This window comes from Pedobacter sp. JY14-1 (genome assembly GCF_029269825.1).
Lineage (GTDB): Bacteria > Bacteroidota > Bacteroidia > Sphingobacteriales > Sphingobacteriaceae > Pedobacter.
The window spans coordinates 534,984-556,051 of sequence record NZ_JARJHU010000001.1; the positions used below are offsets into that span (position 1 = coordinate 534,984).

Here is a 21,068-nt window from a genome sequence, read left to right on the forward strand (position 1 = left end):
TCTTCGCCTTAGCAAGGATTTATTCTCCGTAAACCTTGAACTCATAAATACCGGCGACAGTTTTATCGCTTGCAGGCAGGATGGTAAGACGGACCCATCTGGCTTTTGCATTACCCTGATCGACAAAACAAGGGATCGATATCTTTCGGTTATCTGATTTGTCTGAGAAAACAGCCCACTTTAAATTGTCAGTCGAGTATTCGATTTTATATCGCATGCCCTTATCTACCAAGTCAGTAAAAGCCTCACATCTCCTTATCTTCCTTGCCGCACCAAGATCCACAGTCAAATACTGTGGGGTACCGTCTGCTCTTGGATTCCATTTTGAGCCACTATTACCATCAAATGCATTAATCAGGCTGTTACCGGAGGGATCTGCAGGAGAGGTAGCCGGCATCCATGCCGACAATAACTGACCTGAGGCCGGGATATAATTAAGTACAAGGTTATCGAAGTTTGCAAAGTTAAAACCGGAAACGTAGCCAGCTGCACCGACCGAATAAGTCTCATCCACTACGTTAGCAACCATTTTGTCATCTATGTATGCCTTAATATTACTTCCTTTTCCCGTCAGTTTAAGGTTATGCCATTTGCTGACATCCACGTTGCCATTGGCAAGTGTTGTATTTTTTGTCTGCAGTTTCCAGGTGCCATCTTTATAAATATTTAAACGGTAACCGAAAGGAATGTTTGCCTGTGAGGCTTTATCATAAGCCCCTCTCAAAATTATCCCCGCATATCCAACTCCGTTAAAGGCATCGTTTTCCACGAAAACATCAGAAGAAATCTCGCCTTGTTCCCATTCTGTGCCCTGCGCCACAAAAGTATAGGCACATTCGTCGGGAATCCAATGCGTAATATCATTTACAAGCAATTGTCTGAGGTATTTATTGTTTCCTTCAGATTGTGTCAACTCAAACGCACCGGAATTATCGTAAAAATATTTTGGGGAAAGGGGCGCCCGTTCCAGTGAATAATTATCAAAATCGTCACGATAACGTAACGGAAAGGCCTTTTCCTTCGGAATGTCATGAGATCCCTTTTTCTGACCGGTAGTGGTAGTGATCGTATATATACTTTCCGGATCCGCCGGTAAGGTAACGATGCCATTTACTGCAGTAATATCCATCTGTTTCTGAAACTGGTTTTTACTGTCCGACTTCCATACATGCAGTTTATCCTTAGGAAGATCAGCAATGCTGAAGGTTAATTTTTGTGCATCGCTACCTGTCACGACAACAATACTGTAATCGTTGCTGCCATCCATATTCTTATAGGTACAATAAGCTCCATCCCCACTTAGCAGGCCGCAACCGCTGTCTAAATATTTCCATCCCGGCTTGGCAAACTGGTTAAAGTGAGCTACCGCCCAAATGGTTGGCCAAACTTCATAGTTACCGGACCATGGCGTCGTTCCTTTCATGATCCCGACATTGGAGAAACAGGAAATATCTGGCATAGAGGCAATAGGACACCACATGTTCACCTTGACGATTTTCCATTTGATGTAACATTTCAGGATGTTCTTTGCCAGGTATGTCGTATTTCTCCAGGATTTGCCGGGCAATGAGAAATCTTCACCAGACCACAATGGCAAACCGGTCAGAACAGAGTTAGGATTAGGTTCTTCCCCCCTGTAGCCCCACATGTAAGAATCCGGGTAGTGATAACTGACAGCAGCGATCGTATTTCGAAACACCGAATCCTTTACCAGCAGATCGCTGATCTCCCATGCTTTCCCTGCTCCTTCCGGTGCATTAATTTTGATGTCCTTAAATCCTTTCCTGTCGAGCGTCGGCCTCAGTGTATTTACAATCCAGTCTCTGTTATAATCCCTTTCATTCCAGCATCCTGAAATATACTTCATCTTGAGGCCCCGTTGCCTTGCTCCTTCGATAAACTTAACCAGGTAGTCGGCGTTGTCCTGCGACCAGATTCCTTTAAACCATCCCGGCATGCTCCATTCCAGAGCATCCAGCTCGATCGCCGGATTCCTGTCTGCCGCTTCACGCATCAGCCAGTATTCAAATCCCCTATTGTAATGGGGAGCGTCCATTTCTTCCCGTGTCCTGGCAAAACTTGGTTCTGAACCACAAGTGGTATTACCATCCCCGCCGATCTCGGTTTTAAGATAGGTAAAACCTGCACCAAAGTTTGGTTTAAACAAATAGTCCAGTATGTCACTCCTGGATTTGTTGGCATAATCAATTAACAATCTTGAAGAAGAGCCCGCACTAACGGCGCCGATTCCATCAAAAATCCGTCCGGTACCATTGCCATCGATCTTAATAACTTCAGGTATCCTTGCCTGTTTATGATCAGCCTGTGCGAAAGCGGTCTGGACGACAAGCGACAGGCAAAGCATTTCAATTGTTTTTTTAAGCATAGTTAGTTTTATTGTTTACCAGTATCTGGATTTTATTGTGTGTTTGAGCATATATAGTATTTTACAGACAACAGTCTGAACCCGGATATTACAGGTCATCGCTGTTCCGGCAGTTTTTAGGCAAGGCAGGTTAAAGGTGACATTGAATATTTGGTTAAAGGCTGGCGCTGCCGGCCGTATCATCAGGAGATCACCAGGTAAAACTCATCGGTTTACAAGGATACCTGGCTGTTCCTGTATGTTTTCAAAAATAAATATCATCCAACTGTTGTTAATGGATTTTTCAATCCAAATAATGGATAATACAACCCTATATTTCCAATGGATGTGCTGGTTTCTGACCGTTCAGATAATTAACAGGTCCTCAAAAACGAATGCATTGTTTTAATCAGTTTTTCCGCCAAACGCCTTATAATAGGAATGTCACGAAGTCCAACACATTATTGCTCCCGGGATAACAACTTTTCGAAAGCCTTTCTCGCACTTCCCCTGAAGAAAACTTCACCGCAATAAATATAACGCAGTCTGTCCAGTATCTTCAGCATAGGTACATTATCGAAATTGGTATCTACCTTAATACTGTAAACTCCATTAGCAACAGCAAGTTCCTCAATCATCCCAAACAGGCGGGTTGCAATACCCTTTCCCTTTGCCGCGTCTGAAACCGCGACCCTATGAACAACAACGTAGTCGCCATCTGTAGCCCATTGCCCCTCAATTACGTCATAAGCGGGTTCGCCATCGAAGATGATCGCGGAATAGGCAATAATATTTTCCCTGTCACAAAGCACATAACCATAGCTATTTTCAATATCGCTACGGATACTTTGTTCATTCGGATAACCGTCCTGCCACTGGCTGCTGCCATCTCTCCTCCTTTGTTCGATAGCTTGCTGAAATATCTTCCAAATTACCTGTAGTTCGCTTATTTCTGCCTTTCTCAGTCGCATCTGTTGCTGCTCCATAATTTAATTTCGGTTGTACTTTCGGTAATATCGTGATTATTCCTTTAACCCCGGAACCTTCAAGAGTCATCCGGGTATTTTCCGGAGATGCTTTAATTGTAATCTCATTATAATAATGACGACACTGTGTTGGCTTTTTGCTCCAGGCTGAACGATCTTTGCAGGATAAAACCACCTGTCATGTCCAAAAGAACCATTCTTTTCCTGATTTTCCTCCTGTCCGGCACCCTGCTCAACACCACAAGTTATGGGCAGACTCTGTTAAAAACCGGCAAATGGTACGCCAAACTGAGCCGTGAGGACGGGCATGCCATTCCTTTTGAACTGGAGGTAAAGAAACAGGGAAGCAGCTATACGATAGCGGTAGTCAACGGCACGGAAAGCCTGCTGACGGAAAGCAATTTCAGCGGTGATTCCGTTACTATCCAAATGCCTGTATTTGAATCATCATTCCGCGCGAAGATCAACAGACCTGATAGCATCAGCGGCCGCTGGATCAAGGGGGGCCCGGTAAAAGACCTGGTGATGCCCTTTACTGCAGTTGCCGGAGGAGACAGGTTTCCCGGAAAAGCGGGTGCCGCTACGTCGGAGGCAGCCAGGACCGCTTTGTCTCCCGGTGAGATCGGGGGTAAATGGGACATGGACATTATACGCGCCGATCAAACCCGCAGAAAAGCGATCGGTGAATTTATTCAGCAGGAACGCAGACTCTCCGGATCAGTGCTTACGCCCTCCGGCGATTACCGTTACCTTGCCGGGACCTTTGCCGGAGATTCACTTTTCCTTTCTACCTTTGACGGGATCCATGCGATCCTGATCAAAGGGAGGATGATGCCTGACCATACGGCACCTGCACTGGAAGGAATGCTGTACAGCAGCACCTCTGCACCCGAAAAATGGACAGCTGTAAAGGATGCTTCGGTTAAACTTGCCCCTGCTGTCACCACTGTCAAAGAGGGCAGCGACGGGAAACCGGCATTCAGTTATAAAGATCTGGATGGAAAGACCGTATCGCTGAGCGACGAACGCTTCAAAGATAAGGTCGTCGTTCTGCAGCTTATGGGATCCTGGTGTCCCAACTGCATGGACGAAACTGCCTTTCTGAGTGAGTACTATCGCAGGAACAAAAGCCGCGGCGTAGAAATCATCGGGCTTGCCTACGAGCTAACGACAGATGTAGAACGCTCCGCAAAGAGCCTGCAAAAATTCCGTGATAAGTTTGCTGTAGAATACCCGATGCTGATCACTGGTGTGGCTGTAGGTGACCCCCAGCGTACCGAGAAAACACTGCCCCAGCTCAGTGAGATCAAGGTCTTTCCAACTTCGGTTATCCTGGACAAGAAAGGAGTAATCCGCGAGATCAGTACCTCCTTTTACGGGCCTGCTACCGGTGAATACTATACAAAGTATAAAACACACTTTGAAAATGCAGTAAACCGGTTACTGAATGAATGATAATTCAGGCTTTTATCGCATCTTTGTCACGGGAAATTTAAGATTTCTTAAAAAAACATAAAAACTGTCCCGCGGCGCAAGCCGCTTAACTAACTTAATTGATAAACCATGAATATTGGTATTCCTAAAGAAATCAAAAACAACGAGAACCGCGTTGCCGCTACCCCTGCTGGCGTAGAGGCACTAGTGGCTGCCGGCCACAAGGTGAGTGTGGAAAAAAATGCAGGCACAGGCTCTGGTTTTACGGATACTGCCTATCAGCGTGCGGGCGCAGTGATCGTAGAAACTGCTGCCGAAGCATGGGCACAGGAAATGGTAATGAAAGTAAAAGAACCGATCGAAAGTGAGTATGTTTATTTCCGTAAAGATCTGATCTTATTCACCTACCTGCACCTGGCCGCTGAGCCCAGGCTGACCAGGGCATTGCTGGAGAAAAAAGTTGCCGGTGTAGCTTATGAAACGATCCAGCTGCCGAACGGTGCACTTCCGCTGCTGACACCAATGAGCGAGGTGGCGGGCCGCATGTCTGTACAGATCGGTGCCAGTCTGCTTGAAAAGCCGAATGGTGGCAAAGGTGTACTGCTGAGCGGCGTACCCGGAACACGCAGGGCTAAGGTAACCATCATCGGAGGCGGTGTTGCTGGTACAAATGCAGCTAAGATCGCTGTCGGGCATGGTGCACAGGTAACGATCATTGACAGTAACCTCGAGAGGCTGCGTCAGCTGGACGATATTTTCGGGAGCCAGATCTGCACTGCCGCTTCCAACGCTTACACAATTGCCCAGGCAGTCAAAGAATCTGACCTCGTGATCGGCGCGGTGCTGATCCCGGGTGCGAAATCACCGAAGCTGGTAACTGAAGCAATGATCTCACAAATGGAACCAGGTTCAGTCGTTGTAGATGTGGCCATCGACCAGGGTGGTATCTTCGAAACTGCCGATCGCGTGACCACGCACGACAATCCTACTTATAAAAAGCATGAGATACTGCATTATTCTGTGGGCAATATGCCTGGCGCAGTACCCAATACATCCACTATTGCTTTGACCAACGCGACACTGCCTTATGCATTGAAAATTGCAAACCAGGGCCTTGAAGCTGCACTTGCGGGCAACGAGCCATTAAAAAAAGGGCTGAATACCTTCAACGGTGAGATTACCTGCAAAGCAGTAGCAGATACCTATGAGCCTGCAGCGGTAGCTTAGTCACGCTGCTTTCGTTATTCCTTGATATTAAAAGAAAAGCCGGATGTAACCCATCCGGCTTTTCTTTTTCAGATTTTTTTACAGACTATCGTCCTGCCTTATTGATGATCTCATAAATACTATGGTACTTATGGTGCCCACCCATTTTTTCCAGCTGCTCATTCAGATTGAGCAGTGCTTTTTTAGATTCCGCCGACTTTACCGCAGCGACACGCTGAGTAGCATACTGAAGTATTACCGGAAATTTAGCCTTTGCAGCCATAGATAATGCCTTTTCCATATTGGTCGGCACAGTAGGTTCAAACGCATACCATAACATGAGCGGCAGGTTATGATCATCTTTGTCTTCTCCGTGCTGTAGCAGGGCCTCCAGCACCGCCCAGCGTTTAGCAGGTTCTGTACGCTGCATAGCAGAAGCCAGGTAAAGCCTCACCAGGGCCGACTGATCGGAAGCTGCCATTTGCGCGAATTTTGCAAGTGCTGCATCAGAAAGGTTCTGGTCCTCTGCCAGCAACTGGATGGCCCAGCTTCGCAGGTATTCACTTTCATTATCCAGTAGTCCCAGGAGATCCTTCTCCGTTAAGCCCTGGGTAACATGTAATGCCCAGAGCGCACGCAGTTTGCGGGTAACATCAGGATTATTTGTCAGTATTTCCTTCAACAGTTTGTGTACCTTCTTATTCGGACCGCGTTCCTGAAGTATCTGACGTGCCTCTCTCACATACCAATCGTTTTTATTCAGCTGGTAGTTGACCAGTTCTTTATCAGAAGCTTTAGACAGGTCTACCTGTGTCCATTTGTCGCTTTCATGGCTGATCTTGAAGATACGGCCCATGGTTTTTTGATGTACATCCGGGTTAGGACTGTGACACTGGTTCTTGTCGTACCAGTCGATGGCGTAAACAGAACCGCTCTGATCATAACGGAAGTTCAGCCATTGAGACCAGGTATCATTGGTAAGCAGGAAATCCTGCCCGTGGCTCACAACATATCCAGAGCCAGTGCGCTTTGGAATATCCATATTTACCCTGGCACCGTGGATGTTATTCATGAAAATATTGTTCCGGTATTCTGCCGGCCAGTTCTCACTGCCCAGGTAAAACATCGCCCCCGCATGGGCATGTCCACCGCCAACTGATCCCGAACGGAAGTTACCGGCATGAGGCCCGCGGTCACCGATCCAGTGCACGTGGTCACCACATTGCTTGATGTCATCGTACGTATAAGGGTTGAAGTGGTTGCCCGCCTGGCGCAGGTATCTGGCACCCTGGATCACATGGAACATGTGCGGAATCACGCAGACCGTTACGAAAGGATGTCCGTAATCGTTGAAATCAATACCCCAGGGGTTACTGGTACCTTCGGCAAACAGTTCGAATTTCTTTTTTGTCGGATGGTAACGCCACACACCTGCATTCATACGGGTACGCTGGGCATCAGGTGTTCCCGTCGCACCAACGTTGGATTGGGTAAAGACACCATGTGTACCATACAGCCACCCATCAGGGCCCCACCTGAGATTGTTGATCGTCTCGTGTGTATCTTCATAGCCCCAGCCGTCCAGCACGACCTGTGGCGGGCCGGCGGGTTTCTCCGTTTTCTTGTCGACAGGAATGAACAAGAGGTTAGGTGCTGCACCTACCCAGACACCGCCCATACCCACTTCGATACCGCTTACCAAGTTCAGGCCCTCAATAAACACGGTCCGCTTGTCCAGCGTCCCGTCGCCGTTGGTATCTTCAAAGATCAGGATGCGGTCTTTACCCTGTCCTTCTGCTGCACGGATCGGATAAGTATGTGCTTCTGCTACCCAAAGGCGGCCGCGATGATCGATGGTGAAACTGATCGGACGTACGATATCAGGTTCCGCAGCAGCCAGCTTAACAGTGAAGCCCGGACGTGCCGACATCGCTTTCGCTGCTTCTGTACCGGACAAACCGGAATTGACAACCGGGTCGAGCGGCGGGAGGATAATGATATCACTTGGGTTCAACTCATTCGGAAAGTTAGGCTTGGTTGCATAAAAGGCAAAATCATCAAAATTAATATGTGCCATGCGGTCATCACCGATATAAGGAATCTGGGAGATACCAGTTTCATTGTCTATAATACGGATAAAGATTTCCTTGTTCATCACCGGCTTCATGTCCACCACCACAGGCTGCAGATTTGGCCGCCCCGATCCCGTGATCTGAAAGAATACTTTCTGGTTATCGGCCTGCACCAGTTCTATCCTGGTGTCCTGAAGTGCCCCACCGGAAACCTTAAATGCGGCAAAAGGCTGCGTAACGGTAAAAGGTACCGAGGTAAGTGTTCCTGTCCGCTTGTAGTTTTTTGTTCCGCCGCTGCTCACAAAGAATTTACCGGTGAGGCCCGGGTGCTGATCCTTTTCATAAACGGCAGAAGCATCAGGTCCAACCAATGGGTTGCTGAATGCATCACCTGTAACGGTCCAGTCCCGGAGCGTACCCGATTCGAAATCCAGGTTCAGGGTTTTCCCACCTTTTTTAGGCAGGATACCCGCGCTGATCACTTCCTTCTTAATCGGGCCTTCGACAACCTCAATTTTACCTACCATGCCCGCCTGCCTGTGGCCCGGAATAGAGCAGTAATAGACGTCGCTGGCTACAGCCTTAAAGGTGATGCTGGAAGTGTCTCCCTTTTGGACCAGCACCTTACTTTTCACCTTTCCTTTTTCAAGTACGATATCATGGGTCATAAGTTCTGCGTTAACGATATTCACCCGAACAAGTTCGCCTTTGCTGGCCTTTAGTGTCGGGTTGCGTTTTCCATCTGAGCCGATATAACCCAGCATGGTGGTTTCCAGGGTATAGACCCGGTCATATTTGGCAGTGTCACGGAGCGTTTTTTTCACAGTTCCATCCGCGGCATAGAGCTTTGGGACGAAAACACAGGTGATCAGCAGTATGATCAGTAAACGGTAGGAATTCATCTTTTGTGTGTATGTAATTTGGTTTGTTTCGATTGTTTCAATATCATCCTTCATTTGTTTTTTATCTTAGTGGTGTCAATACAATGTCTTTATAAAAGATTTCTGTTTTACCACCTCCGTGCAACTGAAATGCAATATAACCTTCCTGAGGTATAGCCGGGTCTTCCTCTATATAGTCTATCGTCCTGGTACCATTCAGGAAAATCTGTATACGTTTTCCCTGCGTTCGTACTTCATAGCCATTCCATTGATTTTTTTTCAGTATCTTCTTTATCAATGTGGTATCCGCTGTCGCGAGCAGTTTATTACGTCGGGACTCGTCATAAAGTGAGGCCCAGAAGCCGTCTCCGATATCAGCCTGATAACCGATCATCTCAAAATCAGGATCAGAGATCCGCTGACTGTGGAACTGCACACCGCCATTAATGAAGCCCTCTGTTCCGGTGAGTTTAAATTTGAGTTTCAGGCTATAATTGGAATAAGTTGCCGTGGTTTTAATGAATTGATTATGAGGTACCATTTTTGTAAGCGCACCACCAACTATTGCGCCTTCCCTGATGCTCCAGGTATTGATCGTATCTCCTTCCCAACCCTTAAATGTTTTACCATCAAACAGCTTTATACGTCCCTTTTTATCCTGTGCATTCGATTGCAAAACCAATCCAAGACAGATAAAAGTTAAAATCCGGAAGGCGCTCATAAGTGATTTGGTTAGGTTTTTTTTAATGGACGCTCAAAATGCCGTTTCAGATCTCTGGCATTTGAATACGAAAAATAAGGATTAAAAAGGAAAAGCCGCAAATTATTTTATAAAAATGCGGCTATCCGGAAAATCACATGGTTGTCTGAAATTTATTGTTGCGAACAAAAGCAACAACATCAGATAGCATCAATAAATGAAACAATTCCTTAACGGTGTTCTGCACCTGTTTTATAATAACGGGAGGCGAACAGAAAAATGATCACATAACAGATAATTGGAAGATAATACGCATTCGCTACTCCGTGATGATCGGCTACAAATCCCATCAAAAAAGGGAAAAATGCGCCGCCAACCACTCCCATTGAAATAAAAGATGCGCCCTGCTGCGTACGTGCACCCAGATTTTTCAAGCCGAGACTGAAGATTGTCGGGAACATAATGCTAAAGAAGAAATTGATCATCAGCAACGCGATGAAAGAGACCATACCAAGGCCCTGAGCCACGATAATACACATCAGGATATTGCCCAATGCAAAAACCGCCAGCAGTTTGTTCGGAGCAATAAAGCGCATCAGAAAAGTACCGACAATACGTCCCAGCAGCATCATGCCCATAAACAAACCACCCATCAGGTAGGAAGCCTTTTCGCTGCTCATGGAAATTACTTCGTGGCTATAATTAATGAAGAATGCCCAGGTACCGGCCTGCGCGGCAACATTAAAGAACTGTGAGAGGACCGCCCACCTATAATGGGTATGGCTGAAAAGCGGTTTTGCCGGTGCAGTATCAATATTGACAGCCTCAGCATCAGCTGCCGTAACTGCATGCGGGTCCACCGTCGGGGGCACCTTGATAAACGAAAATGACACCGCTACCACGGCAATGAGGATTCCGATTGCCAGGTAAAGCATCTTCACAGAGGTCAGGTCTGTACTGCCCTCGGTATGCTGTCCGAGGAGAAAATATCCGCCCAAACCTGGTCCGATCATCGTCCCTACGGCGTTGAAAGTCTGCGAAAAATTAATCCGCTGGTCACTGGTGCGCTGGTCGCCCAAGGAAGCGACAAAAGGATGCGCAACGGTTTCAAGCGTGGCCAGTCCGCAGCCAAGGATGAAGAGCGCGACGATGAACAGCAGAAAAGTGCCCAGGTTTGCGGCTGGGACAAAAAGAAAGGCTCCTGATGCAAAAAGTGCCAGTCCTAAAAGTACGCCGCTTTTATAGCCGAAACGCTTCATAAATAAGCCTGCCGGTATGCCCATAATGCCATAGGCACCAAAAATGGCAAACTGTACAAAACCGGATTGCAGCTTGGACAGGTGGAGCACGGACTGAAAATGCTTATTGAGTACATCGGCCATTGAAATGGCGATACCCCAGAACATGAACAAAGAGGTAACGAAAATAAATGTAGTGATGAATCTACCCTCGGTAAATAAAGGTTTCTGGTCCATTAGGTTTGGTTTTATTTGGTTAGGTTTTACTATTGACCTGTTAATTAACGACAAAAGATACAGCTTTTGCCGTTAATTACAGTAATCAGAAAGAGTTTCCTCTCAATCACTTCTGCGCAGGCTTTTACTACCTGCAATATTGTAGCGGATGCCGAAAGCCTGCTGGTTGTCAATCACACCGTCAAGGAAATGAAAAGACAAGGTAAACTGCCCTTCAATATTCCTGTAAATCCTTGGCCTCCAGGTAAGATCAGTACGGTTATACGTTTTGGCAGTGTAAAACTGGTCACCATAGATCAACTGGTGCCCCTGCCCGGTATAGAAAGAGTTGATAATTCCCACACGGCGATATTCCAGCAGGAACTCAAATAATGCACCCTTAGGCGTTTGCCAGCCTCCAAGACTGCGGGTGCGCTCAAAGGACATCATCCCGCCTGCATTGATGGTCAGCGAGTCCAGGAAAGTACGATGCGAAAGGTCTACGCCAGCTTTGACAATTGCAGCACCGTTGTCCTGCACGTGGTCGTCAGGGATAGGTACGGCGGGCCCTGCATTGTGCAGCATCATCGCATAGTGCGACACGAAAAACACCCCGGTCTTATAGCTTCCCGAAAGACCGAAAATAAAGTTCTCCCGGTCTGTAGCCGTTTGCCTGCTCGTCCAGTCGATCCAGAAGGTCTGTTTCCAGTGCTCATTCTGATACCGAAGTAACATCCCCTCCACATTCGGCCGGTAATAGTTAAACGTATCCTTAAGCAGCGCACGCGGATAATCATCAATCAGCTGGTGTCTTGGAAACATTCCCATGAAGAAATCCCAGTTTGGCTTGGTAAACTGGTAATAAGCTACCGGGTCAACTTTCTGTACAAATTTCGGGGACCCGAATTCGTGCAACGCATTCAGTCCTATCCTGAGCCGGTGTGTACTGTCGAGCAGCAGGCCGATCTCGGGAGAAAACCTGAGCCCGAAAATGGTCTGGGAGAATCTGCCCGACTGGGCGTATTCGCGGTTATCGGCAAATGAATGAAGATTAAGGTTTCCTTCCAGCTGCTGTGCCTTAAGGCCGCCCAGGGAAAGTAAACACACATAAATGGTGAAACAGAGTTTCGTGCGCATAGATTTAGGAGTTTATATTCTGTTGTTTTTGCATTACCAGCCTGCTTACCCTGTAGACCAGAAAGATACTGAACATCATAATAACAGAGACGACAATGCCCAGAATATCATAATGTTCCAATGGGCTGGTCTTGGAGGACTGGGTGACGATCAGTCCGGCGCAAAGTGCCGCAATGCCTCCTGCCATTTGCTGCAGGGAAGAATTCACACTCATAAAAGCACCGCGGTCTTTCATCTCAGGGATGCTCATGGTAAGCGCGGTAGCCGGAATGAAACGGCTCATGATACCCATGAACATTACCATATTAATGACAACCACCTGCCACAGCGGCGTCGTGCCGAGATTGGTATAGATCAGTACCATAACCGTAGCCAGGATACAACCGGCGCTGAACAGCAGGAATTTGTCCATACGGTCACTGAGTTTACCGATCAGTGGCATAGCGACGATAGATGCGATACCGGTAAACATAAAGACCATCGGCAATTGTTCTGCGGATATGCCAATGTTATTGATCAGGTAGGCGCTGCTGAAGGGCATCAGCATGTAACCGCCCACACTCAGAAATGCGGTAGCCAGGAAACCAGTCTGGTAACCGGGATTAATAACGGCATGCCAGAGGTGCAGAAAAGGGTTCTTATCAGACTGAAGGGCAAGGTGCTGCCGGATAGGCCTGATCCGGAACACAATGACTAGTGCGATCAGTGAAGCCAGTACGACAATCATCAGGAAGGTGGAATGCCAGCCCCAGTGATTGGCCAGGTAAAGGCCGATAGGGATACCCAGTATCTGGCTCCCGGCAAGAGCCATCTGGACAAAGCCCATCACCCTGCCACGCTGATTGACCTCAAAGAGATCTGTCATGATCGTCAGCGTAATCGCACCGATCACTCCTCCGAAAAGCCCGGTTACAATGCGGGCGCCAAGCAACATCCAGTAGCTGCCGGCCAGGGCACAACAAAGTGTTCCCAGGATAAATCCCGAATAAAAAAACAGAAGCAATTTCTTACGGTCAAATTTATCGGCAAAGCCCGCCGCCAGAATACCCGAAGCACCGGCACTGAACGCGTATGAAGAAACCACCACACCAAAGCCTTTCGGACTTATAGACAGGGATTTCATCAGGAAATCTCCCAGGGGGGCAAGAATCATAAAATCCAGTACGATGGTAAACTGGAGAAAGGCGAGGATAACGATGACCAGTTTCTGGTAGCCTGTGAAAGGCTGGGTAGTCTGGGTTTCAGGTGTCTGCATGATGGATGGTTGAGGGCAGCAAATTTAATTATCCTTTTCATGAACTATAGCGTATATGTGTTGTTTTTATAAGTACACTATAAATTTTAACGTCTATGAGCACTGAACGAAAAACAAAAGTGGCAAAGGAAGAAACCAAGGATATCAAAAAACCGAAAGGCGCCGAACCTGAAAACGCAACTTCGGCCAAGGATGCGAAAAAAGTGAGCACCAGTAAAAAGAAATCCTGAACAACCGTTCAGGATTTCTTTTTAGGGACCTTCGCTCCTTCCTTGCGCGCTTCCGAAAGTCCAATGGCCACAGCCTGCTTTTTAGAGGTTACTTTCTTTCCGCTTCCAGACTTCAGCTTACCCTCTTTCATTTCATGCATGGTCTCTTCGACCTTCTCGCCTGCCTTCTTTGAATACTTTGCCATAGGTTTCTGATTTAGTTCCAGAGACAGAACATTTGCCAAAGGGGAAAGTTCTCGTCTTCTGAAAAGAATACTGCCACTTAATTGACCAGCACTTCATCGACAAACATAATAGGTTTCATCTTCTGATCGGGATACCAGGACGGGATTTTCTTCAGGTTACGGGCCACTACCCTGATGCAGGATAGCCTGACAGGCTTAAAGCGGACCACTATATTATAGATCTTTTCAGGATCATCCTGCCGGAAGGCACCAGACCTCACAACACCCAGCATGCGCAGGTGCTGCTTATCCGGACCGCCCCATACTTCAAATGACAGTGGCGGGAAAAATGCATTCTTTACCTGGCTCACTACATTAATCCCCACCGAGCTCACTTCAACCGGCTGTTTGTAGAACAGCAAAGATTCCATAGGATTATCTACATAACCGATCCAGAACCCATTATAAATATTCAGGCTGCCGAAGCGGCCGTCAATGAGCGCAGGTGGGCCACCTCCGTTGAGGTCAGGCCTTGGCCCCTGCACATGCACAGCACTATCGGCCTTATGGCTGTTTCTGTATAACGGAAGTACCAGCGGATCACTTGCCGTCCAACCCTTTTTATAGGCGCGAGCCGTAAAGACAATGTCCTCGCCGACCGGGATCGGTGCCGTATATAAAGCAGAATTCAGGCTATCAGGTTGCGAACCGTCCAGGGTATAACGTATGGACACTCCTCTGACCGGGTGGGTAGCTTCCAGCCGGAAGGGTTTGCTGTACAGGCTTCCTTCTGCATTCAGTTTAGGTTGGTTCAGTTTGATGGGCTTTCCTTCATCCCGGAAGCCACCTTCAATCCTCACCTGACGGTTGTCTCTTTGCAATTGCTGCAGTTGCTTATCCTTAACCGGGGTATTCCATAGGGCCAGATGCTTTACCATGCTTTTTTTCAGAAAGTCATGGACAGCCTTCGCACTCACTCCGGTACCGGAAAGGGAAAGGCTGTGCAGGTGTTCCAGCCCCGTAAGTTCCTGCAATCCGGGGCCTTCGAGATCAGAATAATTTAGGCTGAGCTTTCTCAGGTTCCTGAAACCGGAGATCAGCTTCAGGTCTGCATCCTTTAAAGGCATACTGCTCAGGTTCAATGCGATGATCTGTTTCTTCAGTGGCTCCAATTCCTTCAGCAGTTCCGGCTTGAAATTTGCCTTATTATAAAAATTAACCAGCAGGGCCGGTGAATTCCTGGCCAGCGGGTAAATGACCCGGTAATTATTGCTGAGTTTCCGGATGTCGTCCTCATCTGCAGCGCCAAAGTCATAGTCCTCATCAGGCACTTCTGCAGGAGCAAGATAGACCGCAGATACCATCCTAAGGGAATCATCTGCCGGAAGATCGGCAACTTTTTTATCCGTCACCGCATTTTGCTTTACCCAGTGGTAAAGGATGTCCATCTCACCTGCAGTCAATTGAGTCTGATCTTTTGGTGGCATATGCTTTTTATCATCTTCAGGCAGATGCAGGCGTTGTAATAAAAGACTGATTTCGGGCTTACCCGCTACGAACAGCTTTCCTGTCTTTCCCCCTTTGTTCAGGCCGGCAAAATCAGACATCACCAGGCCGCCCTTCGCCTTGTCCGGATTGTGGCAGTTCAGACATTTCTGCGAAAAGATGGGCATCACCACATCTTCAAAAACCCTGGCGTCTTCCAGCGGAACCTTTGACCCGGCTGCGGTCTTACTGATGGGTTCCATGACAAAGTTCTCTCCATGCGTCAGCACCGCACCATAATGGCCGGCGAAGATCAGCCCGAGTACGACGATCAAAGCGCCTGTTCCGGCCAGCGGTGCTTTGTACCAGGACTTTTCCCTCGACCAGTAAATCAGCGATGCAGCAAATACGACGCCTGCGCCGGTCCATTTGTGCCAGCCGAGCATATTTCCCCCGTAGGCAGGTTCCCTGGACAGAAATATGCCCATAATGGCCGTAACTGCGGCCAGCAGACTACCGGTAAGCAGCAAACCGGTGGTGAAATTCAGATACAAAGTTTCCTTTGCATAGGTAGCCCGGAACCGGAAAAATTCCAGCAGCACCGCCAGCATGAGCAAGGTGATGGGAAAGTGCAGCAACATAGGGTGCATCCGGCCCAGAGGCTGGAGCCATACAGGTATACTGACCTTACTGCCAAAAAACAATAGAAAAAGCAGGAAAACATCCAGCGTGAAAAGCAGGTTTTCCGCGAGACCTTTCAGATTGATCTTCATAACCAGGATCAGGCACGCGTAAATTTATAGGGATATACTTTTCCGGAGGCCCACTGCGCTACATAGAGGTTACCATCATCGTCCACGCAGACATCATGCGGGTTTTTAAAGATCGCCTCAGCCTGCGCCATGGGTTGAAGAACGCCATCTTTATATACAGGCGCTGTTCCCCCGATATTGGATACAACCTTATTGTTTTTATCCAGGATGGTCACAAAACCACTGTTTTCCTTACCCAGGTCAGGTGAACGGAGTACCGCTGCGTACAGATGGTCTTTATGGATCACCGGGCGGCATACGCAGGCACCGGGCAGCGCGATCACTTCCAGCAATTGACCATTCAGATCAAAGCGTTTAAAACAGTTTCGTGTACGGTCAGTTACCAGGAGTGTCGGCTTTCCCTTGCGTTTATCGATGCAGACACCGTGGGCATTGTCCAGGTTTTTGAGTTCAGTACCCCGTCCTCCGAAATGACTCAGGAGCTTACCATTGGCATCATAATGGAAAACATACTGCTGACCGTAACCGTCCGCGATAAAAAAGCTCCCGTCATCAGCTACTGCCGTCTCTGTGGGCACGAATTCTTCAGTCTTTTTATACAATCCTGTTTCCATAGGACAATCTATGGTCATGAGTATTTTTCCGTCAAGGGTGGTCTTATAGACCTGGTGACGGTTGGTATCGGTAATGAACAGATATTCTTTCCCGTTTTCCTTCGCAAGCGTCAGGCCATGTGCACCGGGGAATTCATGTCCCCATGAACTCAGGAGTTTTCCGGATTTATTGTAGATCAGTACATTGTTTTTAGTCTCGTTGGTCAGCAGGATGATACGGCCTTTGGCATCCTGTACCATTTCGTGGCAGTCATTGACTGGATTCACTGCGGGATTCAGCTGTCCCCACTTGTCATCCATTGCAAAACGCATCTGGTTATGGCCATACAACGGACCCTTGGGTTTGGCCAGCATGTCTTTGGCGATAAAAAATGATGCCGAAAAAACGGCAGTCTGTTTGATAAAGGTTCTTCTTTCCATAGTGGTGGTTACGCAATGATATCGTTGATTACTTTTCCGGAGACGTCTGTAAGCCGGTAGCGTCTCCCCAGGTGCTTGAAGATCAGTTTCTCGTGGTTCAGCCCCATCAGGTGCAGTACTGTAGCCTGAAAGTCGTGTACATGTACCGGATCTTTGACGATGTTATAACCAAAGTCATCGGTTTCGCCATAGACTCCCGGCTTAACCCCGCCGCCCGCCATCCAGATGCTGAAACAGCGCGGATGGTGGTCACGGCCATAATTGTCCTTGTTGAAATTACCCTGGCTGTAATTGGTGCGTCCGAACTCTCCGCCCCAGATCACCAGCGTCTCATCGAGCAGGCCGCGCTGCTTCAGATCGGTAATGAGTGCCGCCGATGCCTGGTCCACGTCTCTGGCCTGTCCCGCCATTTCATTTGGAAGGTTGCCATGCTGGTCCCAACCCTGGTGGTAAAGCTGCACGAAGCGCACCCCGTTTTCACTCAGCTTCCGCGCCAGCAGGCAATTAGCGGCGAAAGTTCCCGGTACCAGGCAGTCCGGTCCGTACATCTTGATAATGTCGTCGGGCTCCTTGGATACATCAGTAATCTCAGGTACCGCCGTCTGCATCCGGTAGGCCATTTCATACTGCTGTATTTTGGCATTGATCTCGGGATCACCGAACTCCTGGTACGAGAGATTGTTCAATTCGGCAAGCTTGTCCAGCATCTTGCGGCGCTCAAAACGGTTCATGCCCTCCGGATCCTTCAGGTAAAGTACCGGATCTTCACTAGCACTGAACTGCACGCCCTGGTGAGTGGATTCCAGAAAGCCGTTGGTCCAGAGTTTGGAATATACACCCTGCCCATTGCCTTTACCACGCGACAGCAGTACGGTAAAGGCAGGAAGGTTTTTGTTCTCGCTACCCAATCCGTAACTCAGCCAGGCGCCCATACTTGGACGGTTGCCCTGCTGCGCACCGGTCTGGAAAAAGGTCAGTGCCGGATCATGGTTGATGGCTTCGGTATGCATCGAACGGATGATGCAGATGTCATCGACAATCTTCGCGGTGTTGGGGAAAAGGTCACTGATCCAGGCCCTTGATTCTCCGTATTGTTTGAAGTCGTAAAAAGAACCGACCAGCGGAAAAGAACTCTGACCGGCAGTCATACCGGTGAGCCGCTGGTTGCCCCTGACAGATGCCGGTAGCTCCTGCCCCACCATTTCCCGCAGTTTGGGTTTATAATCGAAGCTTTCCAGCTGAGAAGGCGCACCATTCTGGAATAGATAGATCACCCTTTTCGCCCTTGGCGCGAAGTCTGGGATACCCGGGGTGAAGGGTGCGTCCGCAGACGCGCTCCCAAAAAGATCCGGGATCATCAGTGAGCCCAGGGCTACACTACCCAGCCCAAGGCTTAGCCTGGATAGAAAACGCCTTCTGTTGTAAGTTAATCCGTGTTCTAAAATGTCCTTATCCATAATTACGATCGGGTTATCGTTTCTTCCAGGTTATAAATGGCACTGACCACCTCCATCATCGCGGCGGCCGAAGTCCTATCCAGCTGATCAGGCATAGGGTACTCCCCTACGGCCAGTACTTTTCCGGCCAGTTTCTGGTCCCGGTAGATCTTCAGCTGATCGGTATGATAACTGTTTAATATCCCGAGCTCCTGCGCTGTTGGCCTGCGGCATACAATAAGCCGGAAGGCCTTACTGATCTTTGCGCTGGCATCACCCTTTTCTGCAAGCAGATTCACTGCCAGTACCCTCGATGCTTCCAGCACAGTCGGGTCATTGAGCATCACCAGTGCTTGTAACGGCGTATTGGTCTTCAGTCGTTTCACCTCACACTGGTCACGGTTGCTCGCATCGAAGATACCCATTACCGGAGGCGGAACCGTTCTCTTGATCAGGGTATACATTCCCCTGCGGTATAACTTGTCTCCATGGTCCTGGATATAGGTAGCCAGCTGACCCCGGCCTGAACTGGCGGCTTCCCATAAGCCAGGAGGCTGATAGGGTTTGACACTCGGGCCACCGATCTGCCTGTTGAGCAGGCCACTACTGGAGAGGACGATATCCTTCACAATTTCCGCCGGCATGCGGTAACGCGTAGATCTGGATAGCAATATATTCTCCGGATCGGCCTGTAATTTCTCCTGGCTTGTTACCGCAGACTGGCGGTAAGTTGCAGACATGACGATCTGTTTGACCAGTCGCTTGACGTCCCACTTGTGGTCCATAAAATCCACTGCCAGCCAATCCAGCAGCTCGGGATGGGTAGGCAGTTCGCCCTGCATCCCAAAATCTCCGGATGTCTTGACAATACCTCTTCCGAAGATCTCCTGCCATACCCGGTTCACAAATACCCTGGAGGTGAGTGGATTGCTGCGGTCAAACAGCCACTGGGCAAGTCCAAGCCTGTTCTTAGGATATTTATTACTAAACGCCAGTACAGATTTCGGCGTGCCTGCAGTTACTTCCTCACCATGCGCGTCATATGCGCCCCTGTTCAGCAGGTAAGTTTTGCGGACCGTGTCCTGGTCGCCCATTACAGAGACGATCAGCCGGTTGGTGTCCTGTTTATTGATGAAGGTGAGGATGTTCTTTACATCGTCATTACTGATTTCCATCAATGGCTTTTTGGCATACGTCTCCGGTCCGCCGACCACAGACTCAATCCCCACTTCCTTCACATTATTAAAGAAAGCGAATACCTGGTAATATTCCTTCTGTGAAAAAGGATCGTATTTATGATCATGACAATGCGCACATTCGAGCGTTACGCCGATCATGGCCTTGCCAAACGTATTAGTACGGTCACTGACGTATTCTACCCGGTATTCCTCGTCTATTACCCCGCCTTCTTCAGTGATCTTGTGATTGCGGTTGAACCCTGTAGCCAGCAGTTGTTCCTTGGTAGCATTCGGCATCAGGTCGCCGGCAAGCTGCCAGGTAATAAACTGGTCGTAAGGCATATTTTCGTTAAAGGCATGGATCACCCAATCGCGCCAGGGCCATTGCGAGCGGTAGTTGTCATCCTGATAACCATGTGAATCGGCATACCTGGCCACATCCAGCCAATGCAGCGCCATGCGTTCCCCATAATTAGGGCTTTGCAGCAAACGGTCCACTGCTTTTTCATAAGCATTATGGCTCTTATCTGAAAGAAATCCGTCCATCATGGCCAGACTGGGCGGCAGGCCGGTCAGATCGAAGCTCAGCCGCTTCAGCAATCGTTCCTTATCCGCCTCAGGGTTAGGGGCCAGATGCCTTTCCTCCATTTTATGGAGCACAAAACGGTCAATTTCATTCTTAGGCCAGGCCTTTTGCTTCACTATGGGCAAGGCCGGCAGTTGAGGTGCTACAAACGCCCAATGCCTTTCATATTTAGCGCCCTGTTTGATCCATTTCTCCAGCACAGCCACTTCATAAGACGACAGTTTAAGATTAGAAGCTTTTGGCGGCATGACCATATTGGAGTCCTTGGCCGTTATTCTCAGGAATACTTCCGATGCATTGGGTTTGAAAGGTACGAGTGCATGAGCAGAAGGATTATCTTTCAACGCCTTGTAGGCTTCCTCCGCAATGTCAAGCCTTAGTCCGGCCTCACGCTTGTTGGCGTCCGGTCCGTGACAGACAAAACACTTATCGGACAATATAGGTCTTACATGAAAGTTATAGCTGATGGTTTCTGGTACCGACTGTTCTTCAGTTGTTTCCTTAGCTTTCTCACTGCTACAGGACTGAATAAAGTACACAATTACAGAAAACGTCAGCAGCAGGTATACAAGCCTCCGGTCCATAGTGTAAATATTTGGTTTGTGTGCTACGGATCAGATCCGTTATCCTAAATTAAGATAAACATCCGGCAATTACAAGCAAAAACCAAAACTTGTATATACAAACAGACA

At 48.3% G+C, this 21,068-nt stretch carries 15 protein-coding genes; 3 read left to right on the forward strand and 12 right to left on the reverse strand.

Annotated features, from left to right (window positions below; all coding sequences use genetic code 11):
* Positions 1-19: 19 nt before the first annotated feature.
* Both P2W84_RS02355 and P2W84_RS02360 read right to left on the reverse strand, forming a co-directional pair.
* A complete protein-coding gene (locus tag P2W84_RS02355) occupies positions 20-2,386 on the reverse strand; it encodes a discoidin domain-containing protein (protein ID WP_276088494.1) in 2,367 nt (788 codons plus the stop codon).
* Between the two features lie 440 nt (positions 2,387-2,826).
* The gene (locus tag P2W84_RS02360) at positions 2,827-3,351 is read right to left on the reverse strand and encodes a GNAT family N-acetyltransferase (RefSeq protein WP_276088495.1); all 525 of its coding nucleotides are present in this window, start codon (positions 3,349-3,351) and stop codon (positions 2,827-2,829) included.
* A gap of 180 nt (positions 3,352-3,531) precedes the next feature.
* Here P2W84_RS02360 and P2W84_RS02365 point away from each other — a divergent pair, with 180 nt between their 5' ends.
* Together P2W84_RS02365 and ald are read left to right on the forward strand one after the other, a co-directional pair.
* Positions 3,532-4,806, forward strand: a complete 1,275-nt coding sequence (locus P2W84_RS02365) for a TlpA disulfide reductase family protein (RefSeq protein ID WP_276088496.1) — start codon at positions 3,532-3,534, stop codon at positions 4,804-4,806.
* 108 nt (positions 4,807-4,914) lie between these two features.
* The gene (ald, locus tag P2W84_RS02370) at positions 4,915-6,012 is read left to right on the forward strand and encodes an alanine dehydrogenase (protein WP_276088497.1); all 1,098 of its coding nucleotides are present in this window, start codon (positions 4,915-4,917) and stop codon (positions 6,010-6,012) included.
* Between the two features lie 85 nt (positions 6,013-6,097).
* On the opposite strand, the gene P2W84_RS02375 is transcribed toward ald, so the two are convergent.
* From P2W84_RS02375 to P2W84_RS02395, 5 genes are all read right to left on the reverse strand, one after another.
* Positions 6,098-8,965, reverse strand: a complete 2,868-nt coding sequence (locus P2W84_RS02375) for a PVC-type heme-binding CxxCH protein (RefSeq protein WP_276088498.1) — start codon at positions 8,963-8,965, stop codon at positions 6,098-6,100.
* Positions 8,966-9,026: 61 nt separating this feature from the next.
* Positions 9,027-9,665, reverse strand: a complete 639-nt coding sequence (locus P2W84_RS02380) for a DUF1080 domain-containing protein (protein WP_276088499.1) — start codon at positions 9,663-9,665, stop codon at positions 9,027-9,029.
* A 209-nt stretch (positions 9,666-9,874) separates the two neighbouring features.
* Entirely contained in the window at positions 9,875-11,119 is a 1,245-nt protein-coding gene (gene fucP / locus P2W84_RS02385; protein WP_276088500.1) for an L-fucose:H+ symporter permease, read from the reverse strand.
* Between the two features lie 102 nt (positions 11,120-11,221).
* Positions 11,222-12,235 carry a hypothetical protein gene (locus P2W84_RS02390; RefSeq protein ID WP_276088501.1) on the reverse strand — a complete coding sequence of 338 codons (1,014 nt, stop codon included), beginning with the start codon at positions 12,233-12,235 and terminating at the stop codon, positions 11,222-11,224.
* A gap of 4 nt (positions 12,236-12,239) precedes the next feature.
* Positions 12,240-13,490 (reverse strand): MFS transporter, encoded by a 1,251-nt coding sequence (locus P2W84_RS02395; protein ID WP_276088502.1) that lies wholly within the window; start codon positions 13,488-13,490, stop codon positions 12,240-12,242.
* Between the two features lie 95 nt (positions 13,491-13,585).
* Here P2W84_RS02395 and P2W84_RS02400 point away from each other — a divergent pair, with 95 nt between their 5' ends.
* Positions 13,586-13,720, forward strand: a complete 135-nt coding sequence (locus P2W84_RS02400) for a hypothetical protein (RefSeq protein WP_276088503.1) — start codon at positions 13,586-13,588, stop codon at positions 13,718-13,720.
* Between the two features lie 8 nt (positions 13,721-13,728).
* Here the strand turns inward: P2W84_RS02400 and P2W84_RS02405 are convergent, their stop codons facing one another.
* From P2W84_RS02405 to P2W84_RS02425, 5 genes are all read right to left on the reverse strand, one after another.
* Positions 13,729-13,905, reverse strand: coding sequence for a DUF6496 domain-containing protein (locus P2W84_RS02405; protein ID WP_202907764.1), 177 nt, complete (start codon positions 13,903-13,905; stop codon positions 13,729-13,731).
* A 77-nt stretch (positions 13,906-13,982) separates the two neighbouring features.
* Positions 13,983-16,142, reverse strand: coding sequence for a c-type cytochrome domain-containing protein (locus P2W84_RS02410; RefSeq protein WP_276088504.1), 2,160 nt, complete (start codon positions 16,140-16,142; stop codon positions 13,983-13,985).
* Positions 16,143-16,150: 8 nt separating this feature from the next.
* A complete protein-coding gene (locus P2W84_RS02415) occupies positions 16,151-17,176 on the reverse strand; it encodes a hypothetical protein (protein WP_276088505.1) in 1,026 nt (341 codons plus the stop codon).
* 8 nt (positions 17,177-17,184) lie between these two features.
* Entirely contained in the window at positions 17,185-18,633 is a 1,449-nt protein-coding gene (locus tag P2W84_RS02420; protein ID WP_276088506.1) for a DUF1501 domain-containing protein, read from the reverse strand.
* 2 nt (positions 18,634-18,635) lie between these two features.
* The gene (locus tag P2W84_RS02425; RefSeq protein ID WP_276088507.1) at positions 18,636-20,960 is read right to left on the reverse strand and encodes a PSD1 and planctomycete cytochrome C domain-containing protein; all 2,325 of its coding nucleotides are present in this window, start codon (positions 20,958-20,960) and stop codon (positions 18,636-18,638) included.
* Positions 20,961-21,068: the final 108 nt, after the last annotated feature.